At 42.4% G+C, this 24,852-nt stretch carries 20 protein-coding genes and 3 pseudogenes; 20 read left to right on the top strand and 3 right to left on the bottom strand.

All coding sequences use genetic code 11. The features are described 5' to 3' along the window. The first annotated feature begins 12 nt into the window (after positions 1 to 12). The 13 genes and pseudogenes from radC (at position 13) to PS053_RS17630 (ending at position 13,727) form a co-directional block, all read left to right on the top strand. Entirely contained in the window at positions 13 to 486 is a 474-nt protein-coding gene (radC, locus tag PS053_RS17570; protein ID WP_256878723.1) for a RadC family protein, read from the top strand. After that, positions 486 to 821 carry a type IV toxin-antitoxin system YeeU family antitoxin gene (locus PS053_RS17575; RefSeq protein WP_130222474.1) on the top strand — a complete coding sequence of 112 codons (336 nt, stop codon included), beginning with the start codon at positions 486 to 488 and terminating at the stop codon, positions 819 to 821. The genes radC and PS053_RS17575 overlap by 1 nt, the downstream gene beginning before the upstream one ends. 30 nt (positions 822 to 851) lie before the next feature. Continuing rightward, positions 852 to 1,193 carry a TA system toxin CbtA family protein gene (locus PS053_RS17580; protein ID WP_130222476.1) on the top strand — a complete coding sequence of 114 codons (342 nt, stop codon included), beginning with the start codon at positions 852 to 854 and terminating at the stop codon, positions 1,191 to 1,193. Positions 1,194 to 1,307: 114 nt separating this feature from the next. Then, a pseudogene (locus PS053_RS17585) lies at positions 1,308 to 2,142 on the top strand (DUF4942 domain-containing protein). A 75-nt stretch (positions 2,143 to 2,217) separates the two neighbouring features. Next, positions 2,218 to 2,466, top strand: a complete 249-nt coding sequence (locus PS053_RS17590) for a CopG family ribbon-helix-helix protein (protein ID WP_000535212.1) — start codon at positions 2,218 to 2,220, stop codon at positions 2,464 to 2,466. A 3-nt stretch (positions 2,467 to 2,469) separates the two neighbouring features. Next, positions 2,470 to 2,745, top strand: coding sequence for a type II toxin-antitoxin system RelE/ParE family toxin (locus PS053_RS17595; protein ID WP_001683517.1), 276 nt, complete (start codon positions 2,470 to 2,472; stop codon positions 2,743 to 2,745). A gap of 114 nt (positions 2,746 to 2,859) precedes the next feature. Continuing rightward, positions 2,860 to 3,657 (top strand): helix-turn-helix transcriptional regulator, encoded by a 798-nt coding sequence (locus PS053_RS17600; RefSeq protein ID WP_256878721.1) that lies wholly within the window; start codon positions 2,860 to 2,862, stop codon positions 3,655 to 3,657. 253 nt (positions 3,658 to 3,910) lie between these two features. After that, the gene (locus tag PS053_RS17605) at positions 3,911 to 4,447 is read left to right on the top strand and encodes a hypothetical protein (protein WP_059221727.1); all 537 of its coding nucleotides are present in this window, start codon (positions 3,911 to 3,913) and stop codon (positions 4,445 to 4,447) included. 330 nt (positions 4,448 to 4,777) lie between these two features. Beyond that, on the top strand, positions 4,778 to 5,335 hold the full coding sequence (locus PS053_RS17610; protein ID WP_256878720.1) for a hypothetical protein: 558 nt from the start codon (positions 4,778 to 4,780) through the stop codon (positions 5,333 to 5,335). A gap of 1,095 nt (positions 5,336 to 6,430) precedes the next feature. Next, complete coding sequence (locus PS053_RS17615; RefSeq protein ID WP_054409997.1) at positions 6,431 to 7,420, top strand: NleB family type III secretion system effector arginine glycosyltransferase; 990 nt, start codon at positions 6,431 to 6,433, stop codon at positions 7,418 to 7,420. A 34-nt stretch (positions 7,421 to 7,454) separates the two neighbouring features. Further along, positions 7,455 to 8,147, top strand: coding sequence for a type III secretion system effector cysteine methyltransferase NleE (gene nleE / locus PS053_RS17620; RefSeq protein ID WP_256878719.1), 693 nt, complete (start codon positions 7,455 to 7,457; stop codon positions 8,145 to 8,147). A gap of 831 nt (positions 8,148 to 8,978) precedes the next feature. Further along, on the top strand, positions 8,979 to 13,109 hold the full coding sequence (locus tag PS053_RS17625) for a S6 family peptidase (RefSeq protein WP_256878718.1): 4,131 nt from the start codon (positions 8,979 to 8,981) through the stop codon (positions 13,107 to 13,109). A gap of 297 nt (positions 13,110 to 13,406) precedes the next feature. Continuing rightward, complete coding sequence (locus PS053_RS17630) at positions 13,407 to 13,727, top strand: hypothetical protein (RefSeq protein WP_000052786.1); 321 nt, start codon at positions 13,407 to 13,409, stop codon at positions 13,725 to 13,727. Between the two features lie 1,067 nt (positions 13,728 to 14,794). Here the strand turns inward: PS053_RS17630 and copM are convergent. Further along, positions 14,795 to 15,127 (bottom strand): CopM family metallochaperone, encoded by a 333-nt coding sequence (gene copM / locus PS053_RS17635; RefSeq protein WP_000915009.1) that lies wholly within the window; start codon positions 15,125 to 15,127, stop codon positions 14,795 to 14,797. A gap of 409 nt (positions 15,128 to 15,536) precedes the next feature. Here copM and PS053_RS17640 point away from each other — a divergent pair. Beyond that, positions 15,537 to 15,670 (top strand): annotated as a pseudogene (locus PS053_RS17640) (IS3 family transposase); the annotation flags it as partial. A gap of 12 nt (positions 15,671 to 15,682) precedes the next feature. Here PS053_RS17640 and PS053_RS17645 read toward each other — a convergent pair. Further along, positions 15,683 to 15,895: pseudogene (locus tag PS053_RS17645) on the bottom strand (sialate O-acetylesterase); the annotation flags it as partial. A gap of 80 nt (positions 15,896 to 15,975) precedes the next feature. Next, entirely contained in the window at positions 15,976 to 17,082 is a 1,107-nt protein-coding gene (locus tag PS053_RS17650) for an N-acetylneuraminate epimerase (RefSeq protein ID WP_256878717.1), read from the bottom strand. Positions 17,083 to 18,068: 986 nt separating this feature from the next. Here PS053_RS17650 and fimB point away from each other — a divergent pair. The 6 genes from fimB (at position 18,069) to PS053_RS17680 (ending at position 24,850) form a co-directional block, all read left to right on the top strand. Further along, positions 18,069 to 18,671 (top strand): type 1 fimbria switch DNA invertase FimB, encoded by a 603-nt coding sequence (gene fimB / locus PS053_RS17655; RefSeq protein ID WP_273774913.1) that lies wholly within the window; start codon positions 18,069 to 18,071, stop codon positions 18,669 to 18,671. A 478-nt stretch (positions 18,672 to 19,149) separates the two neighbouring features. After that, a complete protein-coding gene (fimE, locus tag PS053_RS17660; protein WP_000044719.1) occupies positions 19,150 to 19,746 on the top strand; it encodes a type 1 fimbria switch DNA invertase FimE in 597 nt (198 codons plus the stop codon). Between the two features lie 482 nt (positions 19,747 to 20,228). Continuing rightward, entirely contained in the window at positions 20,229 to 20,783 is a 555-nt protein-coding gene (gene fimA, locus PS053_RS17665) for a type 1 fimbrial major subunit FimA (protein WP_000695583.1), read from the top strand. A 65-nt stretch (positions 20,784 to 20,848) separates the two neighbouring features. After that, positions 20,849 to 21,388 carry a type 1 fimbrial minor subunit FimI gene (fimI, locus tag PS053_RS17670; RefSeq protein ID WP_059254420.1) on the top strand — a complete coding sequence of 180 codons (540 nt, stop codon included), beginning with the start codon at positions 20,849 to 20,851 and terminating at the stop codon, positions 21,386 to 21,388. A gap of 36 nt (positions 21,389 to 21,424) precedes the next feature. After that, complete coding sequence (locus tag PS053_RS17675; protein ID WP_059273490.1) at positions 21,425 to 22,147, top strand: fimbria/pilus periplasmic chaperone; 723 nt, start codon at positions 21,425 to 21,427, stop codon at positions 22,145 to 22,147. A gap of 66 nt (positions 22,148 to 22,213) precedes the next feature. Continuing rightward, positions 22,214 to 24,850 carry a fimbrial biogenesis usher protein gene (locus PS053_RS17680; RefSeq protein ID WP_054409972.1) on the top strand — a complete coding sequence of 879 codons (2,637 nt, stop codon included), beginning with the start codon at positions 22,214 to 22,216 and terminating at the stop codon, positions 24,848 to 24,850. Positions 24,851 to 24,852: the final 2 nt, after the last annotated feature.

The raw sequence follows: 24,852 nt of genomic DNA on the forward strand, positions 1-24,852 counted from the left end.
AAAGGAAATACGATGTCTGAACTGATGCTAACACCGGTATTTTCGGTGAGTGAACAACGTGTTATTCGCCGTGCGATGCGTCTGCTGGAGAAATATCAACGCAATCCTGGCGAATCTTTTCTTTCCTCTGACGCCACAAAAACCTGGCTGCAACTGCATCTGGCACGACAGGAGCGGGAAATGTTTGTTGTGCTCTACCTCGATAACCAGAACCGACTGCTGGAACACGAAACGCTATTTCTCGGCACGATTAACAGCACAGAAGTACATCCCCGTGAGATTGTGAAATCTGCGCTACGGCACAATGCCGCAGCAGTGATCCTTGCGCATAACCATCCCTCCGGCGTGACGGAACCCAGTCGGGCCGACAGACTTATTACAACGAATATTGTTAAGACACTGGATTTGGTGAATGTGAGGGTGCTGGATCATTTCATTATTGGGGCGGGTGATGTCTTCTCTTTTGCCGAACAGGGCTGGCTGTAATGCTGCAAAAGGACAAGGTCATGCAACAAGAATGGGGGCTTCCCTGTACCGTTACACCACGCTTCACTGCACGACTGGTACAGGAAAGACATAACCTGAATTACCTGGCTGATCGGGCCGCAATCACCGGGAAATTCAGCTCCCCGGATCTGCTGCATATCGACCAGGCTTTCCCGGTGCTGATGAAACAACGGGAGCTGAAACTGGCTGACGGTGAACTCTCCCCCTGCCAACAACGTACCGTCACGCTACACGCCAAAGGGCTGACCTGCGAAGCCGATACGCTGGGTTCCTGTGGTTACGTCTATATCGCTATTTATCCCATTCAACGCTGAGTTTTAACCTCCTTAATACGGAACATTGTTATGAAAATTATACCTGCAACGACGCTGCGGGCGACGACGTCATATCTGTCGCCTGTCGTGGTCTGGCAAACATTACTGGCCCGCCTGCTGGAGCAGCACTACGGGCTGAATCTTAATGACACACCATTCAACAATGAAAAGGTGATTCAGGAACACATAGATGCCGGAATCACTTTGGTTGATGCCATCAATTTTTTGGTGGAGAAGTACCAATTGATCCGTATCGACAGGAAAGGATTTAGCTGGCAGGAACAGACGCCTTATCTTCGTGCGGTCGATATTTTACGGGCGCGGCAGGCTACAGGTCTGCTGCGCCGCTGCCATAACACGGCGACACGGTGAATCTGCGAGCCGTCTTCCCGATTTACATCGCCAAAATTACTTCCCTCATATCTCCCTGCATAATGCGCCTACAGTTCATGGCTGGCGCATTTGCTTTAATACGGACAAAAGATTATGCAAACAGAAGCTGAAGTCTTAACCGATCATAACGAACTAATATGCTCGACCAGTATTGAGCGTATTGTGACGGGGCGTGATAGTGCACTGAACCAGATAACGACGTTAATCCAAAAACTTGATGATATCTCCAGCCTGACATCCAGTATTGGCGGTGATGTGGCTGGAACCTGGGCAATGCGGAATGGATATGCCTTTGATTGCTGGCTGATGCAGCCAACCGACAAAGCGATGCCGGTGATCACCCGCAATATCGATCGCAGCATCTGGCGCGATCTCATGCTGAAGTCCGGGATGTTGACTCTGATGGATGCCGAAGCCCGCAGTCAGTGGGCAAAGAACCTGGAGGAGGGCGATCTCCCGGCGATTAGCGAAGCCAACATCCTGAGTACCTTTGAACAACTCCACCACAATAAGCAGGACGTTTTCGAACGTGGGATTATCAATGTATTTAAGGGATTGAGCTGGGACTACAAAACCAATAATCCCTGTTATTTCGGTAAGAAGATTATCGTTAACAATCTGGTGAAGCATGACAGATGGGGCTACAGCCTGAACTGGGGCTGGCGGCGAGATCAGCTTGCCGATGCTGGAACGGATGTTCTACCTGCTGGATGGGAAGACCATTCCCGATAACCGGCATGATGTCTCCATCCGGTTTATGGATTTTGTGCGCGATAATCCGCATCAGCAGATTTTCGAAGATGAGTTGTTCACTATTCGCTACTTTCAGAAGGGCAGTGGGCATATCACTTTCAAACGCCTGGATCTGGTGGAGAAGATGAATGATATCGTGGCGAAGCACTTTCCGGGGATGTTGCCTGCGAAATGAGATTGATGTTTTTATAAGCACCTCTATGCTAATATTAATAGGAGTTATTAAATGTTATTAAACGAGGTAATCCCTATGGGTTCGCTTACTAAACAAACCATCAGCGCGCAGATACCTATTGAATTGGCCGCTGCTGTTGAGAATCTGGCAATTGAGTTAGATCGTTCTAAAAGCTGGATTATTAAGGAAGCGTTGACCAGTATGCTGGCCGAAAGAGAACGGCGTCACCAGAGCATCCAGGCCGGTCTTGCGGATGTGGATGCCGGTCGCGTGGTGAGCCACTCGGACATGGTGGATTTTGCTAATCGCTTAAAGAAATCCTGATAAATGGAAATTTACTGGACGCTTAAAGCTCAGGATGACCTGGAACGTATCTACCGTTTTGCCCTTCAGTACAGCCGCCAGCACGCCGATGACGTTTTGGATCGCCTGATTACTGGCTGTGCTGGTCTTACAGCGCATCCGGCTATTGGCGTACAGCAGACTCGGTATGAACCTCGGGAAGTCCGAAAAGTGTTATTTGATGACTATGAGGTTCACTACGAACTTCGTGACAATGACATTTATATAGTCGATCTCTGGCATACCAGAGAAGAACGATGAAGAGATTTTCTTTTCGTTCAAGGGTGTTGATTAGTGAGTGTAAACACGATTATGTGTTTATACTCAATTTTGTGTTTTAATGGCACTTTCTACTCCTTCTGAAGGATGGATGCCATGTTACAGAACAACATCAAACAGCTCCGTACCCAGCTATCTATCACCCAGCGCGAGCTGGCGTTTATGGTCGGCACCAGCCAGCAACAAATTCAGCGTATCGAAACCGGGAAGGTTGCTGCAAAGCTGGGTCTCGCACAGGCAATATGCAATGCTCTGGATAAGCCTCTAAACGTAGTGTTCCCGGAAAGCGATCGGTTGATAAACAACTTCCGCAAAAAGCGTCGTAAAACTGATGAAGATCTTGAGGCTATAGCCACAAGCGGCATTGAAATGGATAGCGGTCTCTGGACCGTAAAACTTTGGCTACAGGGGCAGCGGGACTATTTGCTGTTGCCCATTTCAGCAGCGGATAAGCGGAGGTTTTATTATTATTTTCAGGAAAAAAACACCCCAAATATAGAACGCTTCTTCGTTTTTGATTCTTCCGGGTATCGTTATGCGTTAAATATGCGTGAAGTGGTATTTCATCAGTTTCTTTCTGATGGTCTGCGGCCAATCGTTGACGAAGAGGATGATGCCTACGAAGACGATTATTTTAATGTCCATATCACGCTGGTAAACGGCGGACCAGTGATTCCACTGAGTATTGAGCCTGATGCGCCGCAAAACGAAGAGACGGGTGATATCGGCCAGTTGAATGCTTTTTTTGACACGCTGGATTGCGAGCCTGAAACCACGGATCGTTTTATGATAACCGACGAAGATGGAGAAGATGCTTTTATTCGTATTGGTTCTATCGCTATGGTGCGGGTCGCGCTTGACGCGTTAGAACCTGTGGAAGATGATGAAGAGTAATTTTTGAGCTAGCTAAGATCTCAGAGAATTGCGTTGAGTATACATGTGAGTATATGCGTCGGTTCTCTTATTTTTAAATTTCAATTATTTCAGTTGGTTACGTCGAAAATCGCGGTGCGGCCTTCGCACCAAAAGTATGTAAATAGACCTCAATTGAGGTCTTTTTTTATGCCTGAAATCCGCGCTACACAAGGCTTTTCCAGCTTTTCCCCTCAACTGAAACCAACTTGACTCAACCCACATCAACAGGCTTGTGAGTATACTTATCACTATTCCTTTCTATCCGAGCGAACAGGAGCAGGAGCTTTATGAACGCGTACAAAAATTGCTTGAACGTGAGGGTAGTTATGCCTTACCAAAACGACACCGGCATCTGACGGGGCTTATTCTCAGAAAGCTACTTTCCTCAAGTACGAAAGCCGTATTGAATAACTTGCAGATCCTTAAGAATCGTTTAGAAAGGTTAAAGCTAGAAGGCATCGCTGAAGATGATATGGACATCATCCAACAGATCATAATGGATGACGATCTTGAAGATGCTGAATCAGTAGCTTTAGATACAGAGTGCAAGGCTGTAGATTCAAATGCGCTTCAGGCAGAAATCAATGAGTTGGAATCACTCATTGTCAAAGTAGAACATATTGGCACTGATACCAAATCAAAAGAGTTGCTTTCTGGACTGGGACAAGGTTTTGCACAGCTTGCTGAAATGGGGGCTGCAAAAAAGTCATCATCTTCCCGTTGGATGGCTCTCGCCTCAGGAGGAAGTGAGACAGGTAACGATTTATGAACAGAAAGCTGGCGTAGGGGTGATAGCTACACCGATTCATATTACTCACTCAGCGCTTCAGCTATTTCTTCTGTTTAATGATGGGGCCATTTCGCTGCTGTCAGTTCATAGCATTTTCATCAGGTCACCTTCCTTAGTGCCTGTGGAAGATTAATATTAATCTATATAATATTTTAGCCTGTATATTCATACACAACTGAAATAACTGTTACTCCCCGTATTGACAACCTGGACTTGCTTTCTGTTAAAATTTTTGTCAAATAAACACATTTTCAATATTACTAATAGAAAATTAGTGCGGTAATTTTTTATAAACTTCAGGAGTAATATATGCTGACAATCAACAATTGCCCCCCTACATCTTTTCCAACGGAGCAAGGTAATGTAATTAAAAATCTGATGGAAATGAAATGTCAAATTGAAGAGGCTGCCAGAAAGTACAGCTTTTGTGATGCGAAGATACAGGAGGTCATAAGCGTAATAAAACGTAACAATGTATTGTGGATGGCTTGCAAAGATAAGCTGGAAGTTAGAGTAATAAAATCACTTAATGGTAATCTATCTCGTCATCCTATAGATGAGGAGAACGAAAGATGGTCAGGACAGTATCATGTTTATTTAACTATTAAAGATGACTCAGGAAAGCGGCTGGTAATCGATCCTTATATTGGAGGTCCAGATTTATGTGCAATTACGAGTGAAGAAATATGGATTGATTATCACTGGAAAGGGGATAAGGAAAGAGATTTCACTTTGGAAACAATAGCACCGCAAAGTGAACGATATAATTCACAAGGTGACTATGAACCTCCTTTTGAGTTAGAGGACTTCATGTATAACTCTTTTTTACCTGAAATATATGAGTCACATGCTTATTACTTCAAGTAGAATTATATATTCTGTAAAAATATGTGCTTAAGTTTGTATCAGGAGGAACTGTAATAATTGTTGAAATTACATTCGAGAGGTTGCGGCTAATTTTGTCAACAATTTTAAGATGTTCTAAAGATACAGAACAACATGATTGCATAGCGTAATAAGGTTCGTTATCTTTATCCAGACTGGGGAATTGATATGTGTTTGACGAATGTTATATGTTTCTTATAAATTTGCTCAGCGAGAAGGGTCATCAATTATCTGCTGTATTTATCAATACAGCGCAGACAGCAGCCTGAACCGAATCTATTGATTATAACAGACATCTATGGACGAAGGTATGCTGTTCAGCATATCAGGTCACTTGGTGGATTTTGTATTCAGTCTGTAAGAGATGGGAGGTTGAATAAATTACTGTGCAGTAGCAAAGTCAAAGCACGTTTTGCTGCTTTAGAAAAATAGTTCAATAAGAATTGTAAACCTGTTAAAACTTATAATAAGTACATGAATAAGTTATTAGAGAGCAGCGTATAACATTAGCATCATACGCTCCCTCTATTTGACCTGCTCAGAGAGGGGAGATATTTATATATAAAAAATAGATTTATAATATTTTTCAATACTTTTAAAAGATATTTAATCGAGTTTTGTGGGGGCCCTGGCGGTCACTTTTGAGAATAGGTATGTACACAGAATGGCAAACATGCTCAAGCAGGAGATCTGAATGTTAGAAACTGTCTACTATCGGGGACACTAATACAGAACCACATGGCCTCTGAGCTCCTGAACGAGAACTGACAAGGTGGTTGTTATCAATATAAAATGTGAACAGCAATCAGCAATATTTTACCAACATCACCAGTAGATGTTACTAATGGACAACTTTTTTATTGACAACATTGCTTTGCTGATTGTTAAAATCCAACCAACATTCAGGATCACGATTTTATATAATAAAATAATGGGAGGAAAGGATGTCATTGTTAATCAGAATTTTTGTTAAGGTCAACAATGTTCTGTATCTATGGTAGAAAAACAATTAAGCAGACGTAGTATTCCGTCTAAATGAGAGTACGATATTAACATGATTAGACTAAGGGGAATTTTATGTTACCTCCATTAAATATCCTTCAATCTAACTTCAGAGGAGAGACTGCTGTATCAGATAGTACCCCTCTCCAGACTGCCTCTTTTGCTGGAAAAGAATATTCTCTGGAACCTATTGATGAAAAGACTCCCATTCTTTTTCAGTGGTTCGAAGCAAGACCAGAACGATATGGAAAAGGAGAGGTGCCAATATTGAATACCAAAGAACATCCGTATTTAAATAATATTATAAATACTGCAAAAATAGAAAATGAGCGCATAATAGGAGTGCTGGTAGATGGAGACTTTACTTATGAGCAGAGAAAAGAATTTCTCAGCCTTGAAAATGAATATCAAAATATAAAGATAATCTATCGGACAGATGTTGATTTCAGTATGTATGATAAAAAACTCTCTGATATTTATCTTGAAAACATTCATGAACAAGAATCATATCCAGCGAATGAGAGAGATAATTATCTGTTGGAGTTATTAAGAGAGGAGTTAAAAAATATTCCAGAAGGGAAGGACTCTTTGATTGAATCATATGCAGAAAAAAGAGAACATACTTGGTTTGATTTTTTTAGGAATTTGGCTGTATTGAAGGGGGGGAGTTTGTTTACAGAGACGGGTAAAACTGGATGTCATAACATATCACCCAGTGGCGGATGTATATATCTTGATGCAGATATGATTATTACCGATAAATTAGGTGTCCTGTATGCTCCTGATGGTATCGCTGTGTATGTGGATTGTAAGGATAATAGAAAAAGTCTTGAAAATGGTGCAATAGTTGTCAATCGTAGTAATCATCCGGCATTACTTGCTGGCCTCGATATTATGAAGAGTAAAGTTGATGCACATCCATATTATGATGGCGTTGGAAAGGGGCTCAAGCGACATTTTAACTATTCATCATTACAGGATTATAATGCTTTTTGTGATTTTATTGAATTTAAGCATAAAAATATTATACCGAACACCAGTATGTATACCAGTAGTTCATGGTAAGTTTTCTGTTGAAAATATTGTTATGGAGATATAGATGATTAATCCTGTCACTAATGCTCAGAGCGTGCCCTCTATAAATACTAAACATGCTGAACATGTAGTGAAAAATATTTACCAGGAAATTGAACATAACTACTTTAATGAACCACCCAATATATATGATAAGAAGTATATATCTGGCATAACCAGAGGTGTAGCTGAACTAAAACAGGAAGAATTTATTAACGAGAAAGCCAGACGGCTTACTTATATGCAGGCAATGTATTCTGTATGTCCAGAAGAGTTTCAACCTATTTCCAGAAATGAAGCCAGTACATCGGAAGGAAGCTGGCTAACAGTTATATCTGGAAAACGCCCAATGGGACAGTTTTCTGTAGATAGTTTATACCATCCTGACTTACATGCATTGTGTGAGCTTCCGGATATTCGTTGCAAGATCTTCCCTAAAGAAAAAAATGATTTTTTGTATATAGTTGTTGTGTACAGAAATGACAGCCCTCTGGGAGAACAACGGGCAAATAGATTTATAGAATTATATAATATAAAAAGAGGCATTATGCAGGAATTAAATTATGAATCCCCAGAGTTAAAGGCTGTAAAATCTGAAATAATTATTGCACGTGAAATGGGAGAGATCTTTGGCTATGCGTCGGAGGAAATAGATAGTTATATGAAATATATGAATAATAGACTTGCTCAAATTGAGGAGAGAAGGTCAGCCACTTAGGGGAGGGAGGGACAAATTGCCTGAAATTAATTCTATTTCATTCTTTAAAGAATACCAATAATAAAAATAATATTGGATCGCACCCCATCATTTTGATGAAGATACCTCTCACAATGAAGTATCGTTATTAAAAAATGTACGCAACGGTAAAGGATATAACATGCTTTCCCACTGCCAGAAACTCGACTGTACCAAGTGTGATTGCCAGGTCATTTGCTTCGAGTGTGGTGCTCGGCATGGTATTGCACCCGAGGCTAAAATCGGTTTTTCCGGCGACAGGCTCTTAAAGGTAAAGCTCCGTTTCTCCAGATCTGACCTGGCGAATTCGCCTGTTCTTATGCAACAGATATCATTCTCTGCTGAAACTATTCTGGCGCTCAGTCACAGATACTATAGCAGCAACAAATTCAGTAACTGTTATATTAAATAGATTAATAGCTATTTTTTAAATAAAATAAATTATAAACACGTTATAAACAAATAGGCATTAGCATTGCTTTATTAAAAAATATTTATTTCGAGCGCGTCGTTTATTATTTCATAAGGAAATAATTCAGATAGATTACTTTAAATGAAGTTAATTTATACCTCTTATTTTAACCTTCGTCAGGAAACATCACCCGCAGCTCATCAATATAAAATGGATCACAAACGTTTTAATGTTGCAACTACCAACTTTCATTATTTTTTGCGCCAATAATTGTGATAAATATCACAATCATTGTTACATTTAGTGTTAATAATTCACAAGCAACCTAAATGTTTTTCATTTCAGGCTACAAATGTTGCTAATGTAGCTTTCGTGGGATGGTTATTTCGGAATTATTTACAATGAACAAAATATATTCTCTAAAATATTGTCATATTACCAATACAATAAAAGTGGTTTCAGAACTGGCACGAAGAGTGTGTAAGGGAAGTGCTCGCAGAGGCAGGAGACTCTCTGCTATTTCATCTTTGACTCTGGCTGCATTATTTCCTGCTGTTAGTATGGCATCAGTAGTCAGTGGAAATATTCCCTATCAAACATATCGCGACTTTGCGGAAAATAAAGGACAGTTTCAGGCCGGCACAACTAATATCCCCATCTTTAATAAAAACGGAGATTTAGTCGGGCGACTTGATAAGGCCCCTATGATTGATTTCAGCAGCGTCAATGTGGGGTCAAACCCAGGCGTTGCAACATTAATAAATCCACAATATGTGGCCAGTGTAAAGCATAACAGGGGATATCAGGGAGTCAGTTTCGGTGATGGTGAGAATCGCTACAATATTGTGGACCGTAATGAACATGGTTCAGCGGATTTTCATGCGCCCAGACTGAATAAACTCGTTACCGAGATTGCACCAGCTATGGTAACAGGTGCATCACAGGCTGAAATACTGGATCCATCAAAGTTCTCGGCACTCTATCGGATGGGATCAGGAAGTCAGTATATTCAGGATGCTCAGGGAAAGTGGAACTGGGTAAGTGGCGCATATGGCTATCTGACCGGGGGATTACTTCCCACATCATTTTTTACTCATGGTGCAGGCGGTATTCAGGCATATATGGGGGGGAATATTAATGATCATAGCGTTATGCCCTCTTTCGGTCAGGCCGGAGACAGTGGTTCACCATTATTTGGCTGGAATACCACCAGGAGTCAGTGGGAGCTGATCGGCGTTTACTCGGCCGTAGGGGGAGGGACAAATATGATATATCAGCTGATCCCTCAGAACTTTCTCTCACAGATTTATTCAGAGGACAATGACGCCCCTGTATTTTTTAATCCTTCGGTCGGCTCTCCCCTGCACTGGAAATTTGATAGCAGCACCGGCAGTGGCAGCCTGACACAGGGCTCCACTGAATATGCCATTCATGGGCAAAAAGGCTCTGACCTGAACGCAGGCAAGAACCTGACATTCCTTGGGCATGATGGTCAGATTGTTCTGGATAATTCAGTCTCACAGGGCGCCGGCTCCCTGACATTCCATGATGACTACACTGTAACCACCTCAAACGGAAGTACCTGGACTGGCGCCGGTATTATTGTGGATAAGGATGTCTCCGTAAACTGGCAGGTTAATGGTGTAAAAGGCGACAATCTGCATAAAATCGGCGAGGGAACCCTGGTTGTACAGGGGACCGGTGTTAATGAGGGCGGCCTGAAAGTCGGGGATGGTACCGTTGTCCTGAATCAGCAGGCAGACAGCTCAGGACAGGTTCAGGCATTCAGTAGTGTGAATATTGCCAGTGGCCGCCCGACAGTCGTGTTGGCAGATAACCGGCAGGTTAATCCGGACAATATTTCCTGGGGATACCGGGGCGGTGTTCTGGATGTTAACGGTAATGACCTGACATTTCATAAACTGAATGCGGCTGATTACGGCGCCGTGCTGGGTAACAGCAGTGATAAAATGGCCAGTATCACGCTGGATTATCAGATGCATCCGGCAGACGTGAAAATTAACGAATGGTCATCATCCAAAAAAGGTACTGCAGGGGCATTATATGTTTATAACAACCCTTACACACATACCGTCGATTATTTTATCCTGAAGACAAACGACTATGGCTGGTTCCCGACCGGACAGGTCAGTAATGAACACTGGGAATATATCGGTCATGACCAGAGCAGCGCACAGACGTTGCTTGCAGACAGAACTAACAGCAAAGGATATCTGTATCACGGCAGGTTGCTGGGAAATATTAATGTTTCAAATAAAGTACTCCCGGATACAACAGGAGCGCTGGTTCTGGATGGCTCTGCAAACATTCGGGGCTCTTTCAGCCAGGAAAATGGCCGTCTGACCATTCAGGGACACCCGGTTATCCATGCATCAACCTCTCAGAGTGTTGCAAATACAGTCGCGTCCCTGGGCGACAATTCCGTTCTGACACGGCCCACCTCATTCACTCAGGATGACTGGGAGAACAGAACGTTCAGTTTTGGTTCACTGGTATTAAAGGATACGGACTTTGGTCTGGGACGCAATGCCACACTGAACACACACATCCTGGCTGATAACTCCAGTGTCACGCTGGGCGACAGTCGGGTATTTATCGACAAAAACGACGGTAAGGGAACAGCCTTCACCCTGGAAGAAGGAACATCTGTTGCCGTTAAAGATAGCGATAAAAGTGTTTTCAACGGCACCGTCAGCCTGGACAACAAGTCAGTACTGAATATTAATGAGAAATTCAGCGGCGGAATACAGGCTAATCACAGTACGGTAAATATTTCCTCTGCTGATGCCGTGCTGGAAAACTCAACACTGACCGATACCGCGCTGAACCTGAACAAAGGTGCACGGGCACTGCTCAGCCAGAGCTTTATTTCTGACGGTCCTGTGAATATTTCAGATGCCACTCTGAGTCTGAACAGTCATCCTGGTGAAATATCCCACACACTTTTACCCGTTTACAGTAGTGCGGGGTCATGGAACCTGAAGGGAGATAATGCCCGCCTGAACGTGGGGCCTTTCAGTATGCTGTCAGGTAATATCACCGTTCAGGATAAAGGCTCCGTCACCATCGGAGGCGAAGGAGAGCTGAGTCCTGAACTGACGTTACAGGATAAAATGTTTTACAGTCTGTTCAACGACTACCGGAACACCTGGGACGGGAGTCTGCACGCACCTGATGCCAGTGTCAGCATGGCCGACACCCGGTGGTCAATGAACGGAGACTCCACGGCAGGACACCTGAAACTTAACCGGACGATAATCGGTTTTAACGGAGGAACGTCGCCGTTTACGACACTGACGACGGATAATCTGGATGCGGTTCAGTCTGCATTTGTTATGCGTACGGACCTTAATAAGGCAGATAATCTGGTGATAAACAAATCTGCGACGGGTCATGACAACAGCATCTGGGTTAACTTCCTGAAAAAACCGTCCGATAAGGACACGCTTGATATCCCACTGGTCAGCGCACCAGAAACGGCAGCTGATAATCTGTTCAGGGCATCAACACGGGTTGTGGGATTCAGTAATGTCACCCCAACCCTCAGTGTCAGAAAAGGTGACGGGAAAAAAGAGTGGGTCCTCGATGGTTATCAGGTTGCACGCAATGACGGTCAGAGCAAGGCTGCTGCCACCTTCATGCATATCAGCTATAACAACTTTATCACTGAAGTTAACAATCTGAACAAACGCATGGGGGATTTGCGGGACATCAACGGCGAAGCCGGTACCTGGGTTCGCCTGCTGAATGGTTCCGGCTCTGCCGATGGCGGTTTCAGTGACCACTACACCCTGCTGCAGATGGGGGCAGACCGTAAACATGAGCTGGGGAGTATGGATCTGTTTACCGGTGTGATGGCCACCTACACTGATACTGATGCGTCAGCGGGTCTGTACAGTGGTAAAACAAAATCATGGGGCGGTGGACTCTATGCCAGTGGCCTGTTCCCGTCCGGGGCCTACTTTGATTTGATTGCCAAGTATATTCACAATGAAAACAAATATGATCTGAACTTTGCCGGTGCGGGTAAGCAGAACTTCAGTACACATTCGCTGTATGCAGGTGCAGAGGTCGGATACCGTTATCATCTGACAGACACGACGTTTGTGGAGCCCCAGGCTGAGCTTGTCTGGGGAAGACTGCAGGGCCAGACATTTAACTGGAACGACAGTGGAATGGATGTCTCAATGCGTCGCGACGGTGTCAACCCTCTGGTGGGAAGAACAGGGGTTGTATCCGGTAAAACCTTCAGCGGTAAGGACTGGAGGCTGACAGCCCGGGCAGGGCTGCATTATGAGTTCGATCTGACGGACAGTGCTGACGTTCATCTGAAGGATGCGGCCGGAGAACACCAGATTAATGGCAGAAAAGACGGTCGTATGCTGTATGGCGTGGGGTTAAATGCCCGGTTTGGCGACAATATTCGTCTTGGTCTGGAAGCTGAACGCTCTGCGTTTGGTAAATACAACACAGATGATGCGATAAACGCCAATATTCGTTATTCGTTCTGAAATTAGCAGACATAAGGGACAGCTACTGGCTGTCCCTTTTTTACAAGTAATTTCTGAATCTGAAAAACTGGAAGTCAAAGGCTATTACAACGTAAAAATTATGTGATTTATCAAAAAAATGAATGCCTAATTATGTTTATTTGTTTTTTAACTGAAAGTGGTATTGTTTTTTATTTTAATAAAATGTTTTTATTTATTATATGCGCCAGGATACAATCTTGTGTTGTTGTATAGCCCGATAAGATATGGTACTTTTATTTTGTTAAGGACGTTGTATATGTATTTCAAGGAGTTTATATGTCCCTTATTAATTTGTTCAGCGGGCGAGTTCCTCAACTATCTGCAGCTTTTATCAATACAGTTCAGGCAACAGCCAGAACTGGAGGTATTGCACATATAAGTGTTGGCGGCCGAAATTATACTGTTCAGCATGTCAAATCTCTTGACGGGTTTTGTGTTCAGTCTGTGGGAGTGGGAAGTGGGATTCTGAATAAATTATTAGGTAATGGAAAAACCGAAGCTCGTGTTGCGGCTTTAGAAAAACAGTTTAATAGTAATTGCAATTTTGTTAGAGGATATAACGAATATTATAATAAGATCCTGGAGAGCAGTATATAATACAAGCACTATATAAACAGTATTACATATTCCCTCTGTTCTGATTTATACCTGATGGGCGCATTGCACATACCAACAATGTGCCCTATTAAAATAACAACTCTGAGTATCTCTTCGGTATTCACTGAAAAAAGTCAGTTATCCATGATAATATCAACGGTAGTTTTTATAAAAGAACAGCAGGTGCCAGTAGTAATGGGAGAACAACAGTAGCTGAGCATGAAAACCAGGCAAGAACTATCAGTTCCGGGTTCAGAGAGTCTGGTGCAGATTCCAGAACAGTAAACTCATTACAATAATCATAGAGTATGGCGTATCAGATAAAATAAAGAAGAAAACATGATGTATAAATCAGAAGTGGAAAAATTACCCATGCTGAATAAATATGAACAAGTATCCTGATGGTGGAAGTCTTTGTATATTATTAAAGAATGCAGAGTTTACAATTCACTCATTTTGTTAGTTATGTAAACCTGTTATCAGGAAACACTCATTGTTCTTGCTCATCCGAGCCTGCTTTAATTGTTTTATTTCAACTTCATGCGACTTTCAAATGCTCTCGTAAGAATATCATTTTTTATAGAGTGACAAACACCTAATATGTTATAACTGAATGGGGGTATATAAAAAGTATGGTGTTTATATCCACTAACTCTAATTTTTATATTATCGCTAGTAACAGGGGTGATTTTAATATTCACACTCTCATGTACAAATTCATAAGAGGAGAATACAAGCACAGAACATAGATCGAAGGATGTTCCAAAAACCACATCGACATTTAGATCCCTGGCTGCTCTAATTTTTCTATCGCATTTTATATAGTTCAGTGATTTTTGTAAGTTATACTCCTCTTTATTTATATGTAATATATTTTTGTAGTTGCTTAATATGTCATGGGCGATGTGTCTGATTTTGTTTTTCATGATTCTTTTTAATGTAAATCAATGTTCTCTTTTTATATAAGAGACTGTCATGGTTTATTATGCTGACTTTGTTCTTTAAACCATATAGTTAACATATGCTATTAACTATATGGTTACATTCTAAAAATGCATCAGCGATATTTATTTTTTATTTTCCTTTAACCATGCCTGCATCTCTTTTATCTCCTTTTTTTGCTCTAATATAATATTTTTTGCCAGCTTAATCATTTCAGGATTTTTTCCATATTTAAGTTCAACTTCTGCCATTTCAACTGCACCTAAATGATGAGGTAACATTCCAGCAGCAAAAGCAACATCAGGATCATTACTCATCATGCCAGCGTGCATTTTTTCTTGCATTATCCGCATGTCGGTATTGAGTTCTTCATGCATGTTTTTCGCTTGCTCAACGCTCAATTCATTTGCATATGAAAAAAAAGGGAACATCAATACAACTAAGGTTTTCTTCAACATACTATCTCCAATATATACCATACTAAATTTTTAAATGTTTTCGATTGTTAACAGTAAAAGTTAAAGTAGGACGTATCTATATAAAGGCGTTTTCTTTGAACTCTCTGGTTCACCTCAACAAACAACCAGACCTCTCACATCTAACAAATGCTTTTTATATCATTAAACATAACTAATGATATCTCTTCTCTTTCTTTTAAGTTTACTGTATGTATAAAGAAAAAAAGCCTCATTTTTAGCAAAATTAGACTAATAATTAAGCTATATTTGTAGTTGATTTATCAGTGTTTATTATCGATAAGTCCTCAAGTTATAGTGTAGTGTAAGTGATTGAAATAAAAATATATCTGCTGCCTCAGAACTTACTCTGGTTGAGATATTTTTCGTTCCAGCTATGGCAACTGATAGCAAAACACCAAAAGTCTCACCGATAGCTCCTGCACAAATCGAAATACGTGAGATAAAGAAAAATCGACAACAAATTGAAATGGAAAATGAAATATTAAAAAAGGCTACCGCGCTCTTGATGCCAGATTCCCTGAACATAATGGATCGCGCAATTTGCGTTCTGCTGACCAAATCCTGATGCAGCGGGGTATTCGTTCCCCTGCGACATGCATCATGGCTGGCTCCATGTTGTTCTGAATACGTTCTTGCGAGGCCTGGAGTAAAAGAAGATCCACCACGGCAGTATGGAACGATGAGAACGCCAGCGTTATCGGGAATGGAGGGCAGTAATTTCCGCGAAATATACAGTGCCTGCCCAACTACCGTATTGTGTTCATATAAATTTCGCGTAATTAAAATGGCAAATTAATAACGGGCTCCTTTAAAGGAGCCTGGGTAAGTTAGTTTTGCACCGTTACTTTATTATCTTTTACAGAGATCAACACCGAATCCGCAACAGCGTTACCGCCCGTGGTTTCTCCGCCAATAATCAATAAACCGTTATTCCAGGGTAATGATACGCCATAGGCCCGGCCTTCCGATAGTTCGCCAGATTTATCCCATTTTCCGTTATGCCAAAGATGAATATCAGCGCTGTAGGATTTTTTCAGGCCCTCATGTGCATAGTGCTTACCGTTTTGGTAATTTTTTCGCGAACCTTTAAATCCGGCACCTCCGGCAAATATAAGATTGCCATCGCTGATACCCGCAAAACCGCCAGCCACGCCATCTGGTGATGATACCGGAGGGAGTTTATTCCATTTTATATCATTGCCGGTAAGATCAAGTTGAAATACGGCATCAGTCCGTAGTCCTGGTTTTACCTCACCATTAATAAGCCAGATTTTATTGCCCTCGTTTACTACTGCCGCACCAGCCGTTCCGAACCAGGGGGATTCGCCTGCGTAACTCCATTGCCGTGTTGAAGGTTCAAAAGACAGCAGAAACTTATTGAAGAAATAATCTTCTGCTTTTTTATCAAAATAGTGATCGTTTATTTTATCTATAGCTGCTGAATTTTTTTCGGCCTCGTTGAGATCCTCAAAATAACCATTGAAGATATTCTGATTTACACCGCCAGTAATATAGGCTTTACCATTGTGTACAAACGTTATGTGGCCTGCCATGCCTATCGGTGCGTGCGACATTAATTTAATCCAGATATTGGTTCTGGGATCATATTTATACACGTCGTTGAATACCTGGGGCAAACCTTGTTGATTTTTACCGATGCCGCCAAATACATAGAGGTTGTCGTCAATAAATGCGGAAGTTGCCTGATCTCTCGGGCCGCCAGGGAATTCTGCCAGAACTGTCCATTTTTTATTCCTGGCCTGTGTATCCAGTTTGTACCATGCCGTGCCTGCACTACCTAAACCGATGTAGACCGTGTTGTTATCAATCACCCCTGTACCACTTTTAAATGGCACTGGGGTTTCGGGTAGTACAGAGGCATTTGCGGCAAATGATGTGCCCATGATAACAAGTGCTGTTATTGTTTTATTCATTGAGACTCTCTCCGGTCTACCATTGTTTTGTAGTGTATGCCTTTATACCTGTCATACCAGAACAAAAAACAAACAATCCATACAACAAAATCAGTTTTGTAATTTGTGTCACAAATTATGTCGATATTCTTAAAAGATGACGATGCTATGCGAAGCCCGATGGGAAGCTGTGATTTCCTTCATAAGTCAGCGTCTTAATCATGATTTAATTTTTTAACATTATGTTTTTATTGCTTTTCTATGGTTTTTCTTTGTCGTTGAGGTCATTTGAACTTTAACGTCAGTGGTATGGTGAAAATGAGCCTCTGTCTGTAACAAGGTGTCGTATAATTCTTGCAGTAAAATATGTTTTGTTGGTTCGATAAATCGGCACAAGTCGTTGTGATAGCGGCTATATTTAACAACGAATGTATATGAAAAAAGACCCATCAAGTTTGTTGTTTTGTATCACCGGGCAATAAAAGACAATGAAATAATCTAAATGCCATAAAGAATAAATGTAAAGGTGATGATAAATAGCGCACTAAGAATTAGTGTGTTAATAAAACTTAAAATCTTCCATTTTGGTGGAATAATAATTATGCATAAAAAGTGAGTTGACTAATAATCTTTTATGTGAGATTACCGTAGAAACTAATGTGGAAATTTACTGAACTTTTTATGACGTTTATACTTGTTACATACGTTATCACATGATATATAAAGTAGTCAGGATTAACTGCATTGAGCCCGAGGTTTATTATTGAATTTACTTTTAGATTGATGAATATATAAATATATATAGCATGCAAGAACATATTGTAATTGCATCATATGATTAATATAAATAACTATCGCTATTTATTTTAATCCAGTATAGATGAGCAAGTCCGTTTACGATAATCATTAAACAAACGTTTGCTACTATAAGAAAAATAAGGCTTGAAATGTTGGATTAATGATAACCCAGCACAGCTAGTGCGTGTCTGCGACAGTAAGGGAACATGATGAAAAATAAGGCTAATAACAAAAAAAGGAACTTCCTGACCCAAAGTGAAATTGAGTCACTCCTTAAAGCAGCAAATACTGGACCACATGCTGCACGTAATTATTGTCTGACTTTACTTTGTTTTATTCATGGTTTTAGGGCGAGTGAAATTTGCCGTCTGAGAATTTCAGATATTGATCTCAAGGCAAAATGTATATATATCCACCGACTAAAAAAAGGTTTTTCAACAACGCATCCATTATTGAATAAAGAAGTTCAGGCTTTAAAAAATTGGTTCAATATCCGTCGTCCTTACCCATATTCCGACAGCGAGTGGGTTTTTTTATCCCGCAAGGGGAATCCGCTCTCCCGTCAGCAGTTTTATCAAATTATCTCAACGGCAGGTGATAATGCTGGCCTGTCACTGGAGATTCATCCTCACATGTTACGCCATTCGTGCGGTTTTGCTTTAGCAAATATGGGAATAGATACACGGCTCATTCAGGATTATCTTGGGCATCGTAATATTCGTCATACTGTCTGGTATACTGCCAGTAATGCAGGACGCTTTTACGGAATCTGGGATAGCACCAGAGGAAGACAGCGTAACGCTGTTTTATAAAACGGAACATATGCCAGGGATGGCGTTGAAATTACATTATTCTTACGACTCATCAATAACAATTAACCATTTATTAATTAATGTTATTATAACTGCAATTCTCAATGATCATAAAAAACATCGACTTAACTATATCCATACAAATCACAATGATTCATTTCCTTCAAAATAAAAAAACAAAAGCATTCATAAATTTACATATCATCTAAATTCTTATCTTAATGTGCTTTTTTCTTGGTTTTCCAGGTAGCTGACCGCTAACCCGATTCGCTCTATTGTTATATAGTATAAAATCAATGAAAATAGCCGCTGTCACATCAGTGATATTTTATTTTTTGTACGCATATTTAATGCAATTGCCTGATAGTCACACAAATTTGTGTGTGATTATCTTTTTATCTATTGGGCTAATTTTGACCGATTGAGGTTTCCTATAGGTATCTATTCAAATATAACTCAGTTCAGGAGTACTACTATTGTGAGTAAACGTCGTTATCTTACCGGTAAAGAAGTTCAGGCTATGATGCAGGCGGTTTGCTATGGACCAACGGGGCTGCGAGATTATTGCCTTATTTTACTGGCATTTCGGCATGGAATGCGTATCAGTGAGCTTCTTGACCTTCATTACCAGGATCTTGACCTCAACGAAGGCCGGATAAATATTCGCCGATTGAAGAACGGATTTTCCACTGTTCATCCGTTACGCTTTGATGAGCGTGAAGCGGTAGAACGCTGGACTCGGGAACGAGCTAACTGGAAAGGGTCTGATCAGACCGACGCCATATTTATTTCTCGTCGTGGAAGCCGACTTTCTCGCCAGCAGGCCTATCGCATCATTCGTGATGCTGGTATTGAAGCGGGTACTGTGACACAGACTCATCCCCATATGTTAAGACATGCTTGCGGTTATGAACTTGCGGAACGTGGTGCGGATACCCGTTTAATTCAGGATTACCTGGGACATCGAAATATTCGTCATACTGTGCGTTATACAGCCAGTAATGCTGCACGGTTTGCCGGATTATGGGAAAGAAGTAATCTAATAAACGAAAATTTAAAAAGAGAAGAAAGTTAATATAATTAATTGATAATTAAACAGAAAAATAAATAATTACAAGACAATTGGGGCCAAACTGTCCATATCATAAAAAAATTTCGTGTTTTTTCTCAAGCATAAATTCATAAAAAATCGATAGTAATCTGTTAACCATTTGATATGCAAATAATTTATCTTGTAAACTAATTGCACTCTATCTCCAGGATTCCATACTGGTAAGGTTCCTGACTCTCGAACCCACTATCCTCATCTCTCCCTCTTTAAATCATTATTGCCAACATAAAAAACTAAATAAACAACAAAATTTAGTACATAAAACCAAAGTGAAGACTGAATTAACGTGTGGGCGATGCTTTTCTCTATGAGTCAAAATGGCCCCAAATGTTTCATTCTTTGGGGGAAAACTGTGCAGTGTTGGCAGTCAAACTATTTGTCTGAACAAAGCGTACAGAACGACTGCCCATGTCGATTTAGAAATAGTTTTTTGAAAGGAAAGCAGCATGAAAATTAAAACTCTGGCAATTGTTGTTCTGTCGGCTCTGTCTTTGAGTTCTACAGCGGCTTTGGCCGAAACAACTCCCACGACGGTAAATGGCGGGAAAGTCCACTTTAAAGGGGAAATCGTTAATGCCGCTTGTGCGGTCGATGCGGGATCTGTTGATCAAACCGTTCAGCTGGGCCAGGTTCGTACTGCCACTCTAAAGCAGGCTGGAGCAACCAGCTCTGCCGTCGGTTTTAACATTCAACTGAATGATTGCGATACCACCGTTGCAAGCACAGCCGCGGTTGCCTTTTTAGGCACGGCGATTGACAGCAATAATTCTAAAGTGCTGGCGCTACAGAGTTCTGCTGCAGGTAGCGCAACTAACGTTGGCGTGCAGATCCTGGACAGAACAGGTAACGTGCTGGCGCTGGATGGGGCGACATTCAGTACACCAACGACCCTGAATAACGGTACCAACACCATTCCGTTCCAGGCGCGTTATTATGCAACGGGTGTTGCCACCCCTGGTGCAGCTAACGCGGATGCAACCTTCAAGGTTCAGTATCAATAATCGAGTTCGATTTTAAGGAAATATTTTGGGCAGGGATGCCCGCTCCCTGTGCGATAAGAATAACGATGAAAAGGATGAAATTATTTCTATTGGTGTCGTTGCTACCCGCGTTTGCACTGGCTGGAAATAAATGGACTGCCACTTTGCCCGGGGGAAATATGCAATTCCGGGGCGTCATTATTGCGGAAACCTGTCGTATTGAAGCAGGTGACAGGCAAATGACCGTCAATATGGGACAAATTAGCAGTAACCGGTTTCATGCGGTGGGGGAAGATAGCGATCCAGTACCTTTTGTTATTCATTTACGGGAATGTAACACGGTAGTGAGTGAGCGTGTTGGCGTGACGTTTCACGGTGTAGCTGATGGCAAAAACCCGGATGTACTTTCCGTTGGTGAGGGGCCGGGGATCGCAACCAATATTGGTATTGCGCTGTTTGATGACAAAGGAAATCTGCTTCCTGTGAATCGTCCACCTGAACATTGGGCTCGACTTTATTCCGGCTCCACTACGCTACATTTCGTCGCCAAATATCGTTCTACCGGACGCAGCGTTACAGGCGGTGTGGCTAATGCCCAGGCCTGGTTCTCCTTAACCTACCAGTAATTGAACAGCAGATAGAGTGAAAACAGGAACAGGACAGTGATAAAAAAAAGCGTCAATCTAAGAGCATCACAGGAAAAAACATACTGCTTACTGGCAGGTATCTTGATGATAATAATGCTGGTTGCCGGACGTGCTGAGGCCGGGGTGGCATTAGGTGCGACTCGGGTTATTTATCCGGCGGATCAAAAGCAGGTCCAACTGGCTGTTACAAATAATGATGAGAATAGTACTTACTTAATTCAATCCTGGGTAGAAAATGCCGATGGTGTAAAAGATGGACGTTTTGTCGTGACGCCGCCTCTGTTTGCGATGAAGGGGAAAAAAGAGAATACCCTGCGTATTCTTGATGCCACGAATAACCAATTACCGCAGGATCGGGAAAGTTTGTTCTGGATGAATGTCAAAGCGATCCCATCAATGGATAAAGCGAAATTAAACGAAAATACGCTACAGTTGGCGATAATCAGTCGCATTAAACTGTATTATCGTCCGGCGAAATTAGCATTGCCGCCAGATCAGGCTGCAGAAAAATTAAGATTTCGTCGCAGTGGGAGCTCTCTGACCCTTATTAACCCGACTCCGTATTACCTGACGGTAACAGAACTCAATGCCGGAACCCGGATTCTTGATAATGCTTTAGTGCCGCCGATGGGCGAAAGCACGGTTAAATTACCTTCTGATGCAGGAAGCAACATTACTTATCGAACAATAAATGATTATGGCGCACTTACCCCCAAAATGAAGGGCGTAATGGAATAACGCAGGGGGATTTTTTCGCCTGAATAAAAAGAATTGACTGCCGGGTGATTTTGAACCGGAGGAATAATGTCATATCTGAATTTAAGCGTTTACCAGCGAAACACACAATGTTTGCATAATCGTAAGCTTCGTTTGGCTGGTTTTTTTGTCCGGCTCTCTGTTGCCTGTGTTTTTGCTGCACAGGCACCTTTTTCATATGCCGATCTCTATTTCAATCCGCGTTTTTTGGCGGATGATCCCCAGGCAGTTGCTGATTTGTCGAATTTTGAAAATGGACAAGAATTACCTCCAGGGACTTATCGTGTCGATATTTATCTGAATAATGGCTATATGGCGACGCGTGATGTCACTTTTAATGCCGGCGATAGCGAACAAGGCATTGTTCCTTGTCTGACGCGCGCGCAACTGGCCAGTATGGGGCTGAATACGGCTTCTGTTCCCGGCATGAATCTGCTGGCTGCTGACGCCTGCGTGCCGTTGACATCGATGATCAACGAGGCGACGTCTCATCTGGATGTTGGTCAACAACGGCTAAATCTGACGATTCCTCAGGCATTTATGAGCAATCACGCACGAGGATATATCCCTCCAGAATTGTGGGATTCAGGGATTAATGCCGGATTGCTCAATTATAACTTCACCGGGAATAGCGTGCAGAATAGCATTGGCGGCGACAGTCATTATGCATATTTAAACCTGCAGAGTGGGTTAAATATTGGCGCATGGCGTTTACGAGACAATACGACCTGGAGCTATAGCAGTGGTGCAAATTCTTCAGGCAGTAAAAATAAATGGCAGCATATTAATACATGGCTTGAGCGGGATATTATCCCATTGCGTTCCCGGCTGACGCTGGGCGATGGTTATACTCAAGGGGATATTTTCGATGGCATCAACTTTCGCGGTGCGGAGTTGGCTTCAGATGACAATATGCTACCCGACAGCCAGAGAGGATTTGCCCCGGTGATCCATGGTATTGCCCGTGGTACTGCACAGGTATCTATTAAGCAAAATGGGTATGACATTTATAATAGTACGGTGCCACCGGGGCCTTTTACAATCAACGATCTCTATGCTGCAGGTAATAGTGGTGACTTACAGGTAACGATTAAAGAGGCTGACGGCAGCACGCAGATCTTTACCGTACCGTATTCGTCAGTACCGCTTTTACAACGTGAAGGGCATACCCGTTATTCCATTACAGCCGGAGAATATCGTAGTGGTAATGCGCAACAGGAAAAGCCTCGCTTTTTCCAGAGCACGTTACTTCATGGTCTCCCGGCTGGCTGGACAATATATGGCGGTATGCAACTGGCAGATCGTTATCGCGCTTTTAATTTCGGAGTCGGGAAAAACATGGGCGCGCTGGGGGCTCTGTCCGTAGATATGACTCAGGCCAATGCCACACTCCCTGATGACAGTGAACATGAGGGGCAATCGGTACGTTTTCTCTATAATAAATCACTTAATGAATCTGGAACGAATATTCAGCTAGTAGGGTATCGCTATTCAACCAGTGGATATTTCAACTTCGCTGATACGACATATAAACGGATGAGCGGCTACAATATTGAGACACAGGATGGCGTTATTCAGGTAAAGCCGAAATTCACCGACTATTACAACCTCGCTTATAACAAACGTGGGAAATTACAATTCAGTGTGACTCAACAACTCGGGCGCACATCAACACTTTATTTGAGCGGTAGTCATCAGACTTATTGGGGAACAAATAATATTGATGAGCAATTACAGGCCGGCCTGAATACCGCGTTTGAGGATATCAACTGGACGCTCAGCTATAGCCTGACCAAAAATGCCTGGCAAAAAGGACGAGACAGAATGTTGGCGCTTAATGTCAATATTCCTTTCAGTCACTGGCTGCGTTCCGACAGTAAATCGTTGTGGCGGCATGCCAATGCCAGCTACAGCATGTCGCACGATCTTAAGGGGCGTATGACCAATCTTGCAGGTTTATACGGTACGTTGCTTGAAGACAACAACCTTAGTTATAGCGTGCAAACAGGTTATGCCGGTGGTGGTGAAGGAAGTAATGGCAATTCTGGCTATGCGGCGCTGAATTATCGCGGCGGCTATGGCAATGCCAATATTGGTTATAGCCATAGTGATGATATTAAACAGTTTTATTACGGTATCAGCGGTGGCGTATTGGCGCACGCCGATGGCGTGACGTTGGGGCAACCGTTGAACGACACCGCTGTGCTTATTAAAGCGCCCGGCGCGAAAGATGCGAAAGTGGAAAACCAGACGGGAGTTCGTACCGACTGGCGCGGCTATGCTGTATTGCCTTATGCCACAGAATATCGGGAAAACAGGGTAGCGCTGGATACCAATAGTCTGGCTGATAACGTCGATCTGGATAATGCCGTTGCGAATGTTGTCCCGACGCGCGGGGCAATTGTGCGTGCGGAGTTTAAAGCGCGTGTTGGAATGAAATTGCTAATGACGCTGACCCGTAATAATAAGCCACTGCCGTTTGGCGCGATGGTCACATCGGACAGTAGCCAGAGTAGCGGCATTGTTGCGGATAATGGCCAGGTCTACCTCAGCGGGATGCCCTTAGCGGGAAAAGTTCAGGTGAAATGGGGGGAAGGAGAGAATGCCCACTGTGTTGCCGATTACAAGCTACCGCCAGAGAGTCAGCACCAGTTATTAACCCAGCTATCAGCCGAATGTCGTTAGGG

Origin of the sequence: Escherichia albertii, assembly GCF_028622335.1 — a bacterium.
GTDB lineage: Bacteria > Pseudomonadota > Gammaproteobacteria > Enterobacterales > Enterobacteriaceae > Escherichia > Escherichia albertii.

Coding starts and splice junctions, on each gene's coding strand:
- PS053_RS17680 (WP_054409972.1), top strand. CDS start 22,214: ATGTCATATCTGAATTTAAGCGTTTACCAGCGAAACACACAATGTTTG.
- PS053_RS17615 (WP_054409997.1), top strand. CDS start 6,431: ATGTTACCTCCATTAAATATCCTTCAATCTAACTTCAGAGGAGAGACT.
- PS053_RS17600 (WP_256878721.1), top strand. CDS start 2,860: ATGTTACAGAACAACATCAAACAGCTCCGTACCCAGCTATCTATCACC.
- nleE (WP_256878719.1), top strand. CDS start 7,455: ATGATTAATCCTGTCACTAATGCTCAGAGCGTGCCCTCTATAAATACT.
- PS053_RS17650 (WP_256878717.1), bottom strand. CDS start 17,082: ATGAATAAAACAATAACAGCACTTGTTATCATGGGCACATCATTTGCC.
- PS053_RS17630 (WP_000052786.1), top strand. CDS start 13,407: ATGTCCCTTATTAATTTGTTCAGCGGGCGAGTTCCTCAACTATCTGCA.
- PS053_RS17580 (WP_130222476.1), top strand. CDS start 852: ATGAAAATTATACCTGCAACGACGCTGCGGGCGACGACGTCATATCTG.
- fimI (WP_059254420.1), top strand. CDS start 20,849: ATGAAAAGGATGAAATTATTTCTATTGGTGTCGTTGCTACCCGCGTTT.
- PS053_RS17575 (WP_130222474.1), top strand. CDS start 486: ATGCTGCAAAAGGACAAGGTCATGCAACAAGAATGGGGGCTTCCCTGT.
- fimB (WP_273774913.1), top strand. CDS start 18,069: ATGAAAAATAAGGCTAATAACAAAAAAAGGAACTTCCTGACCCAAAGT.
- copM (WP_000915009.1), bottom strand. CDS start 15,127: ATGTTGAAGAAAACCTTAGTTGTATTGATGTTCCCTTTTTTTTCATAT.
- fimA (WP_000695583.1), top strand. CDS start 20,229: ATGAAAATTAAAACTCTGGCAATTGTTGTTCTGTCGGCTCTGTCTTTG.
- PS053_RS17590 (WP_000535212.1), top strand. CDS start 2,218: ATGGGTTCGCTTACTAAACAAACCATCAGCGCGCAGATACCTATTGAA.
- PS053_RS17595 (WP_001683517.1), top strand. CDS start 2,470: ATGGAAATTTACTGGACGCTTAAAGCTCAGGATGACCTGGAACGTATC.
- PS053_RS17625 (WP_256878718.1), top strand. CDS start 8,979: ATGAACAAAATATATTCTCTAAAATATTGTCATATTACCAATACAATA.
- radC (WP_256878723.1), top strand. CDS start 13: ATGTCTGAACTGATGCTAACACCGGTATTTTCGGTGAGTGAACAACGT.
- PS053_RS17610 (WP_256878720.1), top strand. CDS start 4,778: ATGCTGACAATCAACAATTGCCCCCCTACATCTTTTCCAACGGAGCAA.